This window comes from Pantoea sp. X-Soil-YNGN-775 (genome assembly GCF_059730575.1).
On record NZ_AP035945.1, the window covers coordinates 1,168,693 to 1,184,451 of the forward strand.

Sequence of the window (15,759 nt, forward strand, 5' to 3'; positions counted from 1 at the left end):
TCAGTGCTTACTCGCTCAGGACGTCGTCTCCGTTGACAAACGTCTTAATGATTTTAAAGTCGCGCGTAAACACAGTCAGGTTCGCGATTTTTCCTGCTTCGATCGAGCCTAACTGCTTTTCCACGCCCATCGCCCGTGCCGGGTAAAGTGACGCCATGCGCAACGCTTCATCCAGTGCAATGCCAACATGTTCCACACTGTTCTGTACTGCTTCAATCATGGTGAGGGCAGAACCGCTCAGCGTTCCGTTTTCGTCAACGCACAGCCCGTCACGATAATAGATTGTTTTACCAGCAAAAATAAACTCGCTAATCGCCGCACCAGCCGGTGCCGTGGCATCCGTTACCAGGATCAGCTTGTCGCCTTTAATGCGCTTCGCATTGCGAACGTTAGCGTAATGGACATGTAAACCATCCGCAATAATGCCGCAGTATACATCAGGCGAATCAAACAGCGCACCGATAAGACCCGGTTCACGACCGGCAAAGGTCGGCATGGCGTTATACAGATGCGTGGCGAAGCTGACGCCCGCGGAAAAGCCCGCTTTGGCTTCTTCGTAAGTGGCGTTTGAATGCCCGGCGGAGACGATGATACCCGCTTCAGTCAGCTGACGAATCACCTCGCTGCCGGCATTTTCCGGCGCCAGCGTCACTTTTGTGATCACATCTGCGTTTTCACACAGGTATTGCACCATGGCGGCATCGGGCAGGCGGATCAGCGCCGGATTATGGGTGCCTTTCTTCGCTTTGCTCAGCCACGGACCTTCCAGATGCAGCCCGAGCGCCTGATGCTGATGCTTTTGCAGATAAGCGCGCATGGTTTCAATCGCCCGCTGCATTAATTCGTCACTGCTGGTGATCAGCGTCGGTAAAAAGCTGGTGCAGCCTGACTTTTCGTTGGCGCGCTGCATAATTTCCAGCGTCTCTACACTGAGCGCGTCGATGTCGTCATTAAACTGAACGCCGCCACAGCCATTGAGCTGCAGATCGATAAAGCCGGGCGCAATAATGGCGCCAGACACATCACGCTGCTCCACGTCTGCAGGCAGCGACTCGCGAGGGATCACGCGGTCGATGCGCCCGTTGGCAATCACCACCGCGTGATTGTCCAGAATCTGGTGGCCGCTATAAATCCGGCCATTAACTAATACGAACATCTCTTCTCTCCCGTCCTGACCTGCCGCTGCCAGAGCAACAGCAGGTACGACAAATTTTTAGTTACACGCCTTTCATATTTTCCGCTTCCATCTCGCGGAAATACTTCACGGTTTTCACTTTCAGTTCCATGGTGGCCGGCTCGTCACACACCACCACCGATTTCGGGTGCAGCTGCAGGCAGCTGATGGTCCACATGTGATTAACGTTGCCTTCGACCGCCGCCTGTAGCGCCTGAGCTTTAACGTGGCCGGTTACCAGAATCATCACTTCTTCCGCGTCCAGCAGGGTGCCGACACCCACCGTCAGCGCATATTTTGGAACCTGATCGACATCGCCGTTAAAGAAGCGCGAGTTTGCCACGCGGGTGTCATGCGTCAGGGTTTTAATCCGGGTACGCGAAGCCAGCGAAGAGGCCGGTTCGTTAAAGGCGATATGTCCATCGTTGCCGACGCCGCCCATAAACAGGTGAATTTTGCCCAGCGCGCGGATTTTCTCTTCGTACTGGCGACATTCTGCGTCAATATCCGGCGCATTACCATTCAGAAGATTGATGTTTTCTGGTTGAATATCAACGTGATCAAAGAAGTTGCGATACATGAAACTGTGGTAGCTTTCCGGATGCTCTTTTGGCAGGCCAACATATTCATCCATATTGAAAGTGATAACATGTTTGAAACTAACCTGGCCCGCTTTATGCATCTCAATCAGGTGTTTGTAAGCTTCGAGCGGCGTACCGCCGGTCGGTAAGCCCAGCACAAAGGGTTTGTCTGCCGTTGGGTTAAAGGCATTAATCCGGTTCACAATATGGCGTGCTGCCCATTTGCCGACCTGGGTTGGTGTAGCTAAAGGAATCAGTCTCATGTTTCACCTCAATTAGGAAAATGGAAAGGGGGGCGCGCGAATCCATTGCGTTACTCATCAGCCTAAACGGATTCTGACATCCCGCCACGGTCTGAGTGCGCCTTAATATTTCGGATCATAAAATAAGTTTGCGGCTATAGCCAGATGTTGCCGCATCAATCGATGTTTTTTGGTGATAAAAGTCACAGTTATGGTGGTTTTAATTTGCGAGGCGAATTAATTTATCATTACACTTCGCTGCGTGATATGAAGTGTCATAAGGTCTTTGCAGCCGACATAACAATATTAAGCGGCGCAGAGCGACAAGCCAGGCTCATAGGGGGAAAGGGTAAATGTTAGGTTACTTACAACGCGTTGGCCGTGCACTGATGGTGCCGGTAGCAACCCTGCCAGCGGCAGCGATATTAATGGGGGTCGGTTACTGGATTGATCCAGTCAGCTGGGGCGCAGGCAATGCGCTGGCAGCGCTGTTTATCAAGTCCGGTGCCGCGATCATCGAACACATGTCGGTGCTGTTCGCTATCGGTATCGCTTACGGGATGTCCAAAGACAAAGATGGCGCAGCGGCGCTGACCGGCTTCGTCGGGTTCCTGGTGGTGACCACACTCTGTTCGCCAGCTGCGGTGGCGATGATTCAGAAAATACCGCTGGAGCAGGTACCTGCTGCCTTTGGCAAAATTGAAAACCAGTTTGTCGGCATCCTGGTCGGTATTCTCTCGGCGGAAGTCTATAACCGCTTCAGCCACGTCGAGCTGCCTAAAGCGCTCTCTTTCTTCAGCGGACGCCGACTGGTACCGATTCTGGTGTCGTTCCTGATGATCTTAGTGGCCTTTATTCTGATGTATATCTGGCCGGTTGTCTTCAACGGTCTGGTCAGCTTTGGCGAACATATTCAGAAGCTGGGTTCAGCCGGCGCCGGTATCTACGCCTTCTTTAACCGTCTGCTGATTCCGGTGGGTTTACATCACGCGCTGAACTCCGTGTTCTGGTTTGATGTGGCCGGGATTAACGATATTCCTAAATTCCTCGGCGGCGCACAGTCACTGGCTGATGGATCGGCAACTGTCGGCATCACCGGTCGCTATCAGGCGGGCTTCTTCCCCATCATGATGTTCGGTCTGCCGGGTGCGGCGCTGGCAATTTACCAGTGTGCACGGCCGGAAAACCGCGCCAAAGTTGGTGGCATCATGCTGGCGGCAGCGGTGGCAGCTTTCTTCACCGGTATCACTGAGCCGCTGGAGTTCTCCTTCATGTTCGTGGCACCGGTGCTGTATCTGATCCACGCCGTGCTGACCGGTATTTCTGTCTTCATCGCGGCCAGCATGCACTGGATTGCCGGCTTTGGCTTTAGCGCCGGGCTGGTGGATATGGTGCTGTCGACCCGTAACCCGCTGGCGACGCACTGGTACATGCTGATCCCGCAGGGTCTGGTGTTCTTCGTCATCTACTATGTGGTGTTCCGTTTCACCATCAAAAAATTCAACCTGATGACGCCGGGCCGTGAGCTGGCGGTCGCCGGTGACGAAAGTGATGGTTATGACGTCAACGTCGATAAAACCGATAACGGTGAAAGTGCGACTGAAACGCTGGCGCGTCGTTATATTGGCGCGGTAGGCGGCTCAGACAACTTAACCAGCATTGATGCCTGTATTACCCGCCTGCGTCTTAACGTGAATGATTCAGCACAGGTGAATGAAAGCGTGGCTAAACGTCTCGGCGCGTCTGGGGTGATTCGCCTCAACAAGCAGAGCGTACAGATCATTGTCGGTACTCAGGCTGAAGGCATTGCGTCGGCGATGAAAAAAGTGCTGACCAAAGGGCCAGTAGCCGCCGCCAGCAGCAATGCAGCAGCACCGGCAGCAGCCGTTAAGCCGCAGGCAGTATTGAACAGTGAGTCGCGGGTTATCGCCACGTTGCTGGCACCGGTGAGCGGTGACGTCGTTGCGCTGGATGCGGTGCCGGACGAAGCCTTTGCCAGCAAAGCGGTGGGCGACGGTCTGGCAATCAAGCCGAGCGACAAATGGGTGGTGGCACCGATTGCCGGTACGCTGGTGAAAATCTTCAATACCAATCACGCCTTCTGTCTGGAAACCGACAACGGGGTTGAGATTGTGGTCCACATGGGGCTGGACACCGTGGCGCTGGAGGGTAAAGGCTTTACCCGTCTGGTAGAAGAGGGTGCCAGCGTGGCAGCCGGTCAGCCGGTACTGGAGATGGATCTGGATTACCTCAACGCCAATGCCCGCTCGATGGTCAGTCCGGTGGTGGTCAGCAACAGCGATGATTTTGCCGGCCTGACGTTACTGGCCAGCGGTAAGGTGGTGGCGGGTGAAACCCCACTGTACGAAGTGAAAGGCTAATCCCCGCAGCAGAACCCACAAGGCAGGAAGCGATTCCTGCCTTTTTTGTTTTAAAGCCTGAACAAACGGTTGTTTCCCTCTGGCGCTTTGTGGATCATACTCCGTTACTTCGTGGTACATATCACCCGCTATTCGTATTGAGGATTTTTGAGATGAGTGAGGCTGAAGCCCGCCCAACTAACTTTATTCGTCAGATCATCGACGAAGATTTGGCGAGCGGTAAGCACAGCAGCGTGCATACCCGTTTTCCGCCGGAGCCCAATGGCTATCTGCACATTGGTCATGCGAAATCGATCTGTCTGAATTTTGGCATCGCCCAGGATTACCAGGGGCAATGCAATCTGCGTTTCGACGATACCAATCCGGTCAAAGAGGATATGGAGTTCGTTGAATCTATCAAGCGTGACGTCAGATGGCTGGGCTTTGAGTGGAGCGGTGAGGTTTGTTACTCATCAAACTATTTTGATCAGCTCTACAACTATGCCATCGAACTGATCAATAAAGGGCTGGCTTATGTCGATGAGCTGAGCCCGGAAGCGATCCGCGAATACCGCGGCACCCTGACTGCGCCGGGCAAAAACAGCCCGTATCGCGATCGCAGCGTAGAAGAGAACCTGGCGCTGTTTGAGAAAATGCGAAACGGTGAGTTCGCCGAAGGCACTGCCTGCCTGCGCGCCAAAATCGATATGGCCTCAAACTTTATCGTGATGCGCGATCCGGTGCTTTACCGGATTAAGTTCGCTGAACACCACCAGACCGGTAACAAGTGGTGCATCTATCCGATGTATGACTTTACCCACTGTATCTCCGATGCGCTGGAAGGGATTACCCATTCACTCTGTACGCTGGAGTTCCAGGACAACCGTCGTCTGTATGACTGGGTGCTGGATAACATCACTATTCCGGTGCACCCGCGTCAGTATGAGTTCTCGCGCCTGAATCTTGAGTATGCGGTGATGTCAAAACGCAAACTGACGCAGCTGGTGACCGAGAAGCACGTTGAGGGCTGGGACGATCCGCGCATGCTGACCGTTTCTGGCTTACGCCGTCGCGGTTACACCGCTGCCTCAATCCGCGAGTTCTGCCGCCGTATTGGCGTCACCAAGCAGGACAATATTGTGGAGATGGCGTCGCTGGAATCGTGCATCCGTGACGATCTCAATGAGAATGCGCCGCGTGCTATGGCGGTGCTCGATCCCGTGAAAATAGTGATCGAAAACCTGCCGGCCGGCCACCACGAAACCATCACCATGCCTAACCATCCGTCTAAACCGGAGATGGGCACGCGTGAGGTGCCTTTCAGCCGTGAGATCTGGATCGACCGGGCGGACTTTCGTGAAGAGGCCAACAAGCAATATAAGCGTCTGGTACTGGGCAAAGAAGTTCGCCTGCGCAACGCCTATGTGATCCGTGCTGAGCGGGTGGCAAAAGATGAAGCGGGCAACATCACCTGCATCTACTGCACCAGCGATGTGGATACCCTGAGTAAAGATCCTGCTGATGGCCGCAAGGTCAAAGGCGTGATCCATTGGGTGTCGGCAGACCACGCGCAGCCAGCCGAGTTCCGCCTGTATGATCGCCTGTTCAGCGTGCCAAATCCGGGCGCAGCCGACGATTTCCTGTCGGTGATCAATCCAGAATCGCTGACTATCAAACAGGGCTTTGTTGAGCCAGGTCTGCGTGACGTGGAAGCAACCACGCCGTACCAGTTTGAGCGTGAAGGTTACTTCTGCGCTGACAGCGTCTATTCGAAGCCGTCACAGCTGGTGTTTAACCGCACCGTTGGCCTACGCGATACCTGGACTAAAGCTGGCGAATAATCGTTGGTGCTGACCTGATAAAATGGCAAAAGGGCGAGGTATCGCCCTTTTTTATTGTCCTGATTTTTGCCATCACCGAGGTTTGTGCTGTCGCCATTTTGGAGTGGTTGTTACGAAATTGTGAGAGAAATCTGAGTTTAAAAAAATTAATCAATTACCAGATGTGAATTATCCGCTTTCAGGTAGGCTATGCCGTCTCAGACATAGCTCAGCGAGTGATATAAGGAAAAAAAATGACCGTTCTCGCCCAGGAAGCCAAACACAGTGTCGTCGTTTTACATCAGCTTATTGAACGTATTTTCAATCAACCCGCCGGGTCTGATGATAGTTTTGAGCTGATGATGTCCTATTTTCATCCTGAATTTCGCATGGTTACCCCGCGCGGAACTCAACTGAACCTGAATGAAGTCGAAGATCTTTTCCGTCAGCTGCAGGGCCAGCGGGAAGGGATGCGCATCGCCACCTGCGAGCACATGGTCATTTCCCATCAGGAGAAAGAGGTCACCGTGCAGTACCGTGAGATGCAGATGCTGAACGGCAATAATCAGAGCCGCATCGCCCTGGCGATTCTGGATTACAGCACCTCGATTCCGCGCTGGCGTTACCTGCAGGAAACCCTGGTTGCCTGACTGACGGCGGAAAAAGAATAAAAAAAAACCGGTGAATTCACCGGTTTTTTTATTTCAGCCTGCGTCAGACTTACTGATCGTGCAGCGTCTCATCTTCACGGCAGTCGCCCAGCGCGCAGTGACCATACAGATAGAGGCTGTGGTTGGTCAGCTTGATGCCGTGGCGGGTAGCGATTTCACGCTGACGGGTTTCAATCGACTCGTCGCTGAACTCAATCACTTTACCGCAGTCCAGACAGATCAGGTGATCGTGGTGATGCTGCTGAGTCAGCTCAAACACCGATTTGCCGCCTTCGAAATTGTGACGGGTCACAATACCGGCATCATCAAACTGGTTCAGCACGCGGTAAACCGTGGCCAGACCAATTTCTTCGCCGATGTCGATCAGGCGTTTGTACAGATCTTCCGCGCTGACGTGATGGCACTCAGGTTCCTGAAGCACTTCCAGAATTTTCAGTCTGGGCAGCGTGACTTTCAGGCCAGCCTTCTTTAATGCGGTATTGTTGTCAGTCATGCGGATTTTGTCCTGTTACTTATATTCACTTTTGTGGCGCTTGGCCTTGAATGTCGATCTTTGCCCATTCTCATTTGCGTCTCATTATAGAACTGATGCAGTGAAATGAAAACCGAGGGGAGTGCCTAAATCACCATGGGCTGTAAGGGATACGTCACCGAGCCGGGGAGGATTTCTGCAGGAGTCTGTTAACATTTCGCTTAGTCCTATCTGCTGCCAGAGAAAATAAGCGGAAGATCGATGCGGGTATTCTACAGATTAAACGAAGAAAGTTAAAAAAATGTGGCTATTATTTCTATAGGAATTTCCGTTGCCTCAATGTGAGCTGGCGCTCACATTGAGTCGGCTACCTTCAGGCTTCGAGGATCTCTTTGAGCTGCAGTTCATCAAAAATCTGCTTAACCCATTGCTCAACGCGCGCATTAGTCAGTTCTGGCTGGCGATCTTCGTCAATCGCCAGGCCGAGGAAGTGGGTATCGTCAGCCAGGCCTTTTGATGCTTCGAAGTGATAACCTTCGGTTGGCCAGTGGCCGACGATCACTGCGCCGTGCGGCTCAATGATGTCGCGGATGGTGCCCATCGCGTCACAGAAGTACTCGGCATAATCTTCCTGATCGCCACAGCCAAACAGGGCAACCAGCTTGCCGTTAAAATCGATCTCTTCCAGCGTCGGGAAAAAGTCATCCCAGTCGCACTGCGCTTCACCGTAATACCAGGTCGGGATACCCAGCAGCAGGATGTCAAACGCTTCCAGATCTTCTTTAGTGCTTTTCGCGATGTCGTGGACTTCTGCAACGTCTTTACCCAGCTGTTTCTGGATCATTTTTGCAATGTTTTCGGTGTTGCCGGTATCGCTGCCAAAGAAGATGCCTACGAGTGCCATGAGTAAAATAACCTCTTAAATCCTGATGATGAGATGTGTGCCGCAGCACATTTCAGCGAATAATAGCAGACGAGACAAACCCGCGGAACGGTTAAAGCCTCGACATTTGCCTCTGCGTGCGTTTTGCCCGCATTAATCCAGTTTGAGTTGCGCCAGCAGCATTTGTTCAATCAATTCGCTACGGCTGAGATTGCGCTGTTCTGCCAGCGTATTGAGCGCTTCGACGGCTTCACTGTTCATTTTCAGTTCGACACGACGAAGCCCGCGCCCTTTGTCACGTTTCAGTTGATTGCGCTTATTGATGCGCAGCTGTTCATCACGCGAAAGCGGACTGGTTTTGGGTCGACCTGGGCGGCGCTCATCAGCAAACAGATCGAGCGTCGTGCGGTCAGTGTGTTCTTTTGCCATGGCTTAGTGAAACTGAATGTGCGGGCGCCAGACGCTCGCCGCGCAGATTATAAATTATTGGCCGTTACCGCGGCAAAATGACCGGCGGCAAAATTTTAGCGCGCCATCATACTCCACGCTAACTCCGGACGCCAATCCTAAACATTTGCCGCCAGGTATTTGCTTTTAAAGCGCAAAAAAGCGACGAACGCTGCGTAATACGGCATCAGGTTTTTCGGCGTGCACCCAGTGTCCCGCGCCGCTGATCACATGTGCATGGGCCGCCGGGAACTGCGTAATTAACGCGTCACGGTACTGGTTATCCAGATAGCTGGAGTCACCGCCGCGAATAAACAGTGCCGGATGCGGCCAGGCGGGAACCGGCTGCCAGCCCGAAATGGTGGCGTAGTTATCCCACAATACCGGCACGTTAAAGCGCCATTCGCCCTGCTGGAAAGATTTCAGCAGGAACTGAATCACACCCTCTTCATCAAGCAGACCACGCATCACCTGCGCGGCTTCACTGCGGGAAGTGACGCCCGCTTCCGTCACCGCGCGGATCGCCGCAAAAATGGTATCGTGGCGGCGGGTCTGATAATCCACCGGGGCGATATCGATCATCACCAGTCGTTCGATACGATCGGCCGCCAGCGCACTCATGGTCATGGCAATTTTGCCGCCCATCGAATGACCGATTACCGCCACCCGATCGATGCCGTGTGCATCCAGCGTCTCTAACATATCCTGTGCCATCACAGCGTAGTTCATCTCAGCGGATCGCGGTGATAATCCATGGTTGCGGACATCAACCTGCAGCACCGGCGCGGCATCTTTTAACCCGCGAGCCAGCACGCCAAGGTTATCCAGCGTCCCGAACAGACCGTGGATCAGCAGGATGGGCAGGGAATCAGTCGGGGATTGTTCAGTTTGCAGACGGGCGTTCAAAATCATGGCAAAGTTCTTAAGTTTGAGACCTAAGCTTAGGTTATCATGGATTCACCTTTTCAGGCGCGCCGGTTCCGGCGGCATTAGGACATATTCTGACTTTTGCCCGTAAACCGTTTGATTGCTAACAACCCGCCTGAATTTAACTTTATAATCCTCATGTTAGAACCCGCTCACCCTTCGAATCGCCAAACATTGCTTAGGGCTTTTCAGGAAACAAGTGGTTCTGTCATGAGAAAGAACCGTACGGAATAAGATGAAAACGATCGAAGTTGACGAAGAGCTCTACCGTTATATTGCCAGCCACACGCAACACATTGGTGAAAGCGCATCCGACATTCTGCGTCGTATGCTGAAGTTCACGGCCGGTCAGGCAGCACCCGCTGCGCCGGCGCAAAATGCGACCCCCGGTGCGGCGAAAGAAGCTCAGCCTGCCGTGGCTGGATCACGTCCGCAGGATCGGGTACGCGCCATGCGTGAACTGATGCTTTCTGATGAATATGCGGAGCAGAAGCGGGCGGTTAATCGCTTTATGCTAATCTTGTCAACGCTCTATCGTCTTGATACTGCAGCCTTTGCTGAGGCAACTGCATCACTGCAGGGCCGTACCCGCGTCTATTTTGCGGGTGATGAGCATACGCTGTTGCAAAATGGCACCCATACTAAGCCGAAGCATGTACCCGGCACACCGTACTGGGTGATCACCAATACCAATACCGGTCGCAAATGCAGCATGATCGAACACATCATGCTCTCAATGCAGTTCCCGCAGGAACTGACAGAGAAAGTTTGCGGCACCATTTAAACTGAAGCGTCAGGGAGAAGCGCCAATGGCCAATCACCCCCGTGCCGGGCAACCCGCCCAGCAGAGCGATTTGATTAACGTTGCACAATTAACCTCACAGTATTATGTCCTGCAGCCCGACGTGGCGAACCCGGAACATGCGGTGAAATTTGGCACCTCTGGCCATCGCGGAAGCGCAGGGCGTCAAAGCTTCAACGAGATGCACATTCTGGCGATTGCGCAGGCGATTGCCGAAGAGCGTAAAAAGAACGGCATCACCGGTCCGTGCTACGTGGGTAAAGATACCCACGCGCTGTCCGAGCCGGCGATCCTGTCGGTGCTGGAAGTGCTGGCGGCGAACGGCGTGGATGTGATTGTGCAGCAGGATAATGGCTATACGCCGACCCCTGCCATCTCTAACGCCATTCTTGAGCACAACAAAGCCGGTGGCGCACTGGCCGACGGCATTGTGATCACGCCTTCACACAACCCACCGGAAGATGGCGGCATCAAGTACAATCCACCTAACGGCGGACCGGCTGATACCAACGTCACTAAAGTGGTTGAAGATCGCGCGAATCAGCTGATCAAAGATGGCCTGAAAGAAGTTAAACGTCTGCCAATCGATCAGGCACTGGCCAGCGGCCACGTGGTCGAGAAAGATCTGATCCAGCCTTACGTTGAAGGTCTGGCGCAGGTCATCGACTTCCCGGCGATTCAGAAAGCCGGTCTGAAAATTGGTGTTGATCCGCTGGGTGGTTCCGGTATTGCTTACTGGCAGCGTATCGCTGAGCACTACAAGCTGGATCTGACGCTGGTAAATGACGCTGTCGATCAGACTTTCCGCTTTATGCATCTGGATAAAGATGGCGTGGTCCGCATGGACTGCTCCTCTGAGTGCGCCATGGCCGGTCTGCTGGCTTACCGCGACAAGTTCGATCTGGCGTTCGGTAACGACCCGGATTATGACCGTCACGGTATTGTCACTCCGGCAGGCCTGATGAATCCAAACCACTATCTGGCCGTGGCAATCAATTACCTGTTCCAGCACCGTCCACAGTGGGGCCAGGATGTCGCCGTCGGTAAAACGCTGGTGTCCAGCGCAATGATCGACCGCGTGGTTAACGACATCGGCCGTAAGCTGGTGGAAGTACCGGTTGGCTTTAAGTGGTTTGTTGATGGTCTGTATGACGGCAGCTTTGGTTTCGGCGGCGAAGAGAGCGCCGGTGCCTCTTTCCTGCGTTTCGATGGCACGCCATGGTCAACCGATAAAGACGGCATCATCATGTGTCTGCTGGCGGCAGAGATCACTGCTGTCACCGGTAAAAACCCGCAGCAGCATTACGATGAACTGGCCGGGCGCTTTGGTGCGCCAAGCTATAACCGTCTGCAGGCGTCCGCAACGTCTGCCCAGAAAGCCGCGCTGTCGAAGCTGTCACCTGAGATGGTGAGCGCCGATACGCTGGCGGGCGACCCGATTACCGCGCGTCTGACCGCTGCGCCAGGTAATGGCGCGTCGATTGGTGGCCTGAAAGTGATGACCGACAACGGCTGGTTCGCCGCGCGTCCGTCAGGCACCGAAGACGCCTACAAAATCTACTGTGAAAGCTTCCTGGGTGCGGAACACCGCGCGCAGATTGAGAAAGAAGCGGTAGAGATTGTCAGCGAAGTACTGAAAAACGCCTGAGAAATCGGGCAATGAAAAAGGCGTCTCTGGCGCCTTTTTTTATGGCATAAAGCGATAGCCAATACCGGTTTCCGTCAGCAGATGCACCGGCTGGGTCGGGTTGGCTTCCAGCTTCTGCCGCAGATGCCCCATATAGATGCGCAGATAGTGGCTGTGCTCCACCGCATTCGGTCCCCACACCTGGCTCAGGAGCTGGCGCTGGGTCAGCACTTTGCCGGCGTTATTCAGCAGAATACTCAACAGGCGGAACTCAATCGGGGTGAGATGAATCTCCTCGCCGCCGCGCTGTACCCGGCGTGCAGCAAAATCAACACTCACATCGGCAAAGGTGACGCGGGCGTCGGGCTGCTGGCTGCTGTGCCGCCGCAGAGCCACCCGGACGCGAGCCAGCAGTTCCCCAATGCCAAACGGCTTGGTCAGATAGTCATCTGCGCCGGCATCCAGCGCGGCGATTTTATCCTGCTCGTCGCTGCGTGCCGACAGCACAATCACCGGCATCGCGCTCCACTGGCGCAGGTCGCGGATAAAATCGGTGCCATCGCCATCTGGCAGGCCTAAATCGAGGATCACCAGATCGGGTTTACGGGTGGCGGCTTCAATCAAGCCACGCTGCAGGGTATCGGCATCAAACACTTTCAGTGCCTCATTTTCCAGCGCCAGCCGCACAAAACGGCGGATCTCTTTTTCATCTTCAACGATCAAAACCGTGGTCACGCAAACCTGCCTTGAATAAACAGTGATGCGCTACTTTACCAACAAATTTTTCTGCCGTCCGTGCCGGCAACGCTGGGTTGATTTAAACCTGTTCGCAACCCTGAAATAACATTCATGTAACTTAATTACAGGTGAATTCTTAAACGACACATTTTCGGGTAAATAAGTGGTCTGATGAGTAGTAAAATTACACAATCAGGCGTAATCTTAGACACAGATCACATTCGAACCTTATAACTCTCCGGGAGGCGATAACCATGTATCAGGCTTATCCACGTTCCAAAATCATTTTGCGTCGCACGCTGGTGGTCCTTCTCGGCGTTGTTGCGTTACCCGTGATGCTGTTCCGTCGCGACCGCGCCCGCTTCTATAGCTATCTGCATCGGATGTGGTGCAAAACCAGCGCCAAGCCGGTATGGCTGGCGCAAGCAGAAGCCGCTGGCGGCGCTTTCTGGTAAGACGGACATCTGCTGAATCGGCCTGGTCATTGGACCAGGCTTTTTTTTTTGCGTTTTTTCTTAAAACAACCGCGCTTTTCCCTGGCTTAACGCTGTCTTCCTGGCTGATTTACGCTACACTTAAACCTCTACAAGATTTCGGAGGTTGTACAAGTATGAGCAAAAAAATCCCGGTCGGAATCAGTGCCTGCTTGCTTGGTGAGAGCGTCAGATTTGACGGTGGACACAAGCGCCTTACTTTTGCTACCGAAGATCTCACGCCTTTTGTGCGTTTCGAGCCGATCTGCCCTGAAATGGCGATTGGCCTGCCAACGCCGCGCCCAGCCTTACGCCTGGTTAACCACGGCGATGATGAACTGCATCTGTGCTTCAGCAAAGATGGCGGGGAAGAGGTGACCGATCGGATGCGTGACTGGTCAGCCGAGCGCGTGAAATCGTTGCATCATCTATCAGGCTATATCCTGTGCGCCAAATCCCCTAGCTGCGGCATGGAGCGGGTGCGGGTTTACGAGCCGGACACCAACAACAATCGCAAAGCCGGCACCGGCATTTTTGCCGAATTCCTGCAGCGTGAAATGCCATGGTTGCCGCTGGAAGAGGATGGGCGACTGCACGATCCCGCGCTGCGTGAAAACTTCATTGGCCGGATCTGCGCGCTGCACGAATTCAATCAGATGTGGCAAAGCGGCCTGACCCGTCACCGCCTGATTGCCTTCCACAGCCGCTATAAATTACTGATGCTGGCCCATTCGCAGGAGAAATACCGCGAGCTGGGGCCGTTTGTCGCCTCGATGAGCCAGTGGGAATCGTTGGATGCGTTTGCCTTCGAGTACCGTAATCGCATGATGGCGCTGATGTCACGACCCGCCTCGCGTCGTAATCACACCAACGTTCTGATGCACGTTCAGGGTTATTTCCGCCGCCAGCTCAGCTCACCGCAGCGGCAGGAACTGGCGACGCTGATAGATCGTTACCGCCAGGGCACCCAGCCGTTGCTGGTGCCGATTACCATTCTGAAGCACTACATGGCGGAGTTCCCGCATCCATGGCTGGCTGAGCAACGCTACTTCGACCCCTATCCGGAAGCGTTGCGTTTACGTTACGGACAATAATTCAGGAGTGTTATGACCACCCATCTGGTCTGGCTGCGAAACGACTTGCGCCTCAACGACAATCTGGCGCTGCATGCTGCCTGCCGCAACAGTGAAGCAAAGGTGATTGCGCTCTATCTCGCCACGCCGAAACAGTGGCAGCAGCACGACATGGCGCCGCGACAGGCGGCCTTTATTCATGCCAGTCTGCAACTGCTGGCGGCGTCGCTGGCCGAGCGGGGTATCGCTCTGCATTATCAGTCGTGTGAGACCTTCGGCGACGCGGTCGATTACCTGGTCAGCTTTTGCCAGCAGCAGCAGGTCGACCAGCTTTTCTACAACTATCAGTATGAAGTCAACGAACGCCAGCGCGATGCGGACGCCGAGAAGCGTCTCGATCAGGCGGGCGTGATCTGTCAGGGTTTTGATGACAGCCTGCTGTTGCCGCCTGGCAGCGTACAGAGCGGTGACCGCTCGATGTATAAAGTTTTTACCCCGTTCAGCAAAGCGTTTGTCCGCCGCCTGCAGCAAAGCCTGCCGGAGTGTGTGCCCGCGCCGAAAGCGCGTCCTGGCGCGCCGCTGGAAAGCGCTGAGATTCCACCGTTCGATTATCCGACCGACAGTATTGACCAGACGTTATTTCCGCCCGGCGAAGCGGCAGCCCTGAAGCGCCTGCGGCAGTTTGCGACCCAGCCGGTGCTGGACTATCCGGCCGAGCGCGATCTGCCGGCGCGGGATGGCACCAGCCGGTTATCGGTTTATCTGGCGACCGGCGTGCTTTCGCCACGCCAGTGCTTACACCGCGTGCTGCATGAGCATCCTGATGCGCTGGATAACAGCCGGGCGTTTAGCTGGCTGAATGAGCTGATCTGGCGCGAGTTCTATCGTCATCTGCTGGTCGCGTATCCGGCGCTGTGCAAACACCAGCCCTTTATTGGCTGGACGCGAAACGTAGAATGGCAGACTGAAGCCGCCCATTTCGACGCCTGGAAAACCGGGAAAACCGGCTATCCGATTGTGGATGCAGCGATGCGGCAGCTCAACGCGCTTGGCTGGATGCATAACCGGCTACGAATGATTACCGCCAGTTTTCTGGTTAAGGACCTGCTGATTGACTGGCGCGACGGTGAACGCTACTTCATGCAGCAGCTGATAGATGGGGATCTGGCGGCGAACAATGGCGGCTGGCAGTGGGCAGCCTCGACCGGCACCGATGCCGCACCCTATTTTCGCATCTTCAACCCGACCACGCAGGGTGAACGCTTTGATCCACAGGGCGCATTTATCCGCCACTATCTGCCGGAGCTGGCAGAGGTGCCGGACAGCGATATTCATCAGCCGCTGCTGTGGGCCGCGAAAAATCACAAGAAACTCGATTATCCGCCACCGATCGTGGAACATAAGAGCGCACGTAAAAAGACATTAGACGCCTTTGAGCGCGCTAAAAGTGCGGCCTGAGGCGATCAAGG

Annotated in this window: 15 protein-coding genes; 8 read left to right on the top strand and 7 right to left on the bottom strand. The window is 54.3% G+C overall.

Annotated elements, in window-relative coordinates:
- Window positions 1–7 precede the first annotated feature (7 nt).
- Window positions 8–1,156, bottom strand: a complete 1,149-nt coding sequence (gene nagA, locus AC6I8I_RS05450; protein WP_497828407.1) for an N-acetylglucosamine-6-phosphate deacetylase — start codon at window positions 1,154–1,156, stop codon at window positions 8–10.
- Window positions 1,157–1,217: 61 nt separating this feature from the next.
- Complete coding sequence (gene nagB / locus AC6I8I_RS05455; RefSeq protein ID WP_094119650.1) at window positions 1,218–2,018, bottom strand: glucosamine-6-phosphate deaminase; 801 nt, start codon at window positions 2,016–2,018, stop codon at window positions 1,218–1,220.
- Between the two features lie 332 nt (window positions 2,019–2,350).
- Between nagB and nagE the strand changes: the two genes are divergently transcribed.
- The 3 genes from nagE to AC6I8I_RS05470 all read left to right on the top strand — a co-directional run bounded on the left by nagE (window position 2,351) and on the right by AC6I8I_RS05470 (window position 6,827).
- On the top strand, window positions 2,351–4,378 hold the full coding sequence (gene nagE, locus AC6I8I_RS05460; RefSeq protein WP_312758071.1) for an N-acetylglucosamine-specific PTS transporter subunit IIBC: 2,028 nt from the start codon (window positions 2,351–2,353) through the stop codon (window positions 4,376–4,378).
- A 152-nt stretch (window positions 4,379–4,530) separates the two neighbouring features.
- Entirely contained in the window at window positions 4,531–6,198 is a 1,668-nt protein-coding gene (gene glnS, locus AC6I8I_RS05465; protein ID WP_312053702.1) for a glutamine--tRNA ligase, read from the top strand.
- A 233-nt stretch (window positions 6,199–6,431) separates the two neighbouring features.
- Window positions 6,432–6,827 carry a hypothetical protein gene (locus AC6I8I_RS05470; protein ID WP_312053703.1) on the top strand — a complete coding sequence of 132 codons (396 nt, stop codon included), beginning with the start codon at window positions 6,432–6,434 and terminating at the stop codon, window positions 6,825–6,827.
- 70 nt (window positions 6,828–6,897) lie between these two features.
- Here AC6I8I_RS05470 and fur read toward each other — a convergent pair whose 3' ends face one another.
- The 4 genes from fur to ybfF all read right to left on the bottom strand — a co-directional run bounded on the left by fur (window position 6,898) and on the right by ybfF (window position 9,562).
- Window positions 6,898–7,341, bottom strand: a complete 444-nt coding sequence (gene fur, locus AC6I8I_RS05475) for a ferric iron uptake transcriptional regulator (protein ID WP_031374805.1) — start codon at window positions 7,339–7,341, stop codon at window positions 6,898–6,900.
- A 352-nt stretch (window positions 7,342–7,693) separates the two neighbouring features.
- Entirely contained in the window at window positions 7,694–8,224 is a 531-nt protein-coding gene (fldA, locus tag AC6I8I_RS05480; RefSeq protein WP_094119655.1) for a flavodoxin FldA, read from the bottom strand.
- Window positions 8,225–8,356: 132 nt separating this feature from the next.
- Window positions 8,357–8,632 (bottom strand): LexA regulated protein, encoded by a 276-nt coding sequence (gene ybfE, locus AC6I8I_RS05485; RefSeq protein ID WP_069728027.1) that lies wholly within the window; start codon window positions 8,630–8,632, stop codon window positions 8,357–8,359.
- A gap of 165 nt (window positions 8,633–8,797) precedes the next feature.
- Window positions 8,798–9,562: an esterase gene (gene ybfF / locus AC6I8I_RS05490; protein WP_312758068.1), complete on the bottom strand. Its 765-nt coding sequence runs from the start codon at window positions 9,560–9,562 to the stop codon at window positions 8,798–8,800.
- A 250-nt stretch (window positions 9,563–9,812) separates the two neighbouring features.
- On the opposite strand from ybfF, the gene seqA reads away from it, so the two are divergent.
- Both seqA and pgm read left to right on the top strand, forming a co-directional pair.
- Window positions 9,813–10,361 carry a replication initiation negative regulator SeqA gene (gene seqA / locus AC6I8I_RS05495; protein WP_312758066.1) on the top strand — a complete coding sequence of 183 codons (549 nt, stop codon included), beginning with the start codon at window positions 9,813–9,815 and terminating at the stop codon, window positions 10,359–10,361.
- A 25-nt stretch (window positions 10,362–10,386) separates the two neighbouring features.
- Window positions 10,387–12,027: a phosphoglucomutase (alpha-D-glucose-1,6-bisphosphate-dependent) gene (pgm, locus tag AC6I8I_RS05500; protein ID WP_031374810.1), complete on the top strand. Its 1,641-nt coding sequence runs from the start codon at window positions 10,387–10,389 to the stop codon at window positions 12,025–12,027.
- A gap of 39 nt (window positions 12,028–12,066) precedes the next feature.
- Here the strand turns inward: pgm and kdpE are convergent, their stop codons facing one another.
- Window positions 12,067–12,741 carry a two-component system response regulator KdpE gene (gene kdpE, locus AC6I8I_RS05505; protein ID WP_031374811.1) on the bottom strand — a complete coding sequence of 225 codons (675 nt, stop codon included), beginning with the start codon at window positions 12,739–12,741 and terminating at the stop codon, window positions 12,067–12,069.
- 257 nt (window positions 12,742–12,998) lie between these two features.
- Here kdpE and AC6I8I_RS05510 point away from each other — a divergent pair, with 257 nt between their 5' ends.
- From AC6I8I_RS05510 to phrB, 3 genes are all read left to right on the top strand, one after another.
- On the top strand, window positions 12,999–13,199 hold the full coding sequence (locus tag AC6I8I_RS05510; RefSeq protein ID WP_031374812.1) for a DUF2517 family protein: 201 nt from the start codon (window positions 12,999–13,001) through the stop codon (window positions 13,197–13,199).
- 155 nt (window positions 13,200–13,354) lie between these two features.
- Window positions 13,355–14,311 carry a YbgA family protein gene (locus tag AC6I8I_RS05515; protein ID WP_312053712.1) on the top strand — a complete coding sequence of 319 codons (957 nt, stop codon included), beginning with the start codon at window positions 13,355–13,357 and terminating at the stop codon, window positions 14,309–14,311.
- 12 nt (window positions 14,312–14,323) lie between these two features.
- Entirely contained in the window at window positions 14,324–15,748 is a 1,425-nt protein-coding gene (gene phrB, locus AC6I8I_RS05520; protein WP_497828408.1) for a deoxyribodipyrimidine photo-lyase, read from the top strand.
- Window positions 15,749–15,759 lie beyond the last annotated feature (11 nt).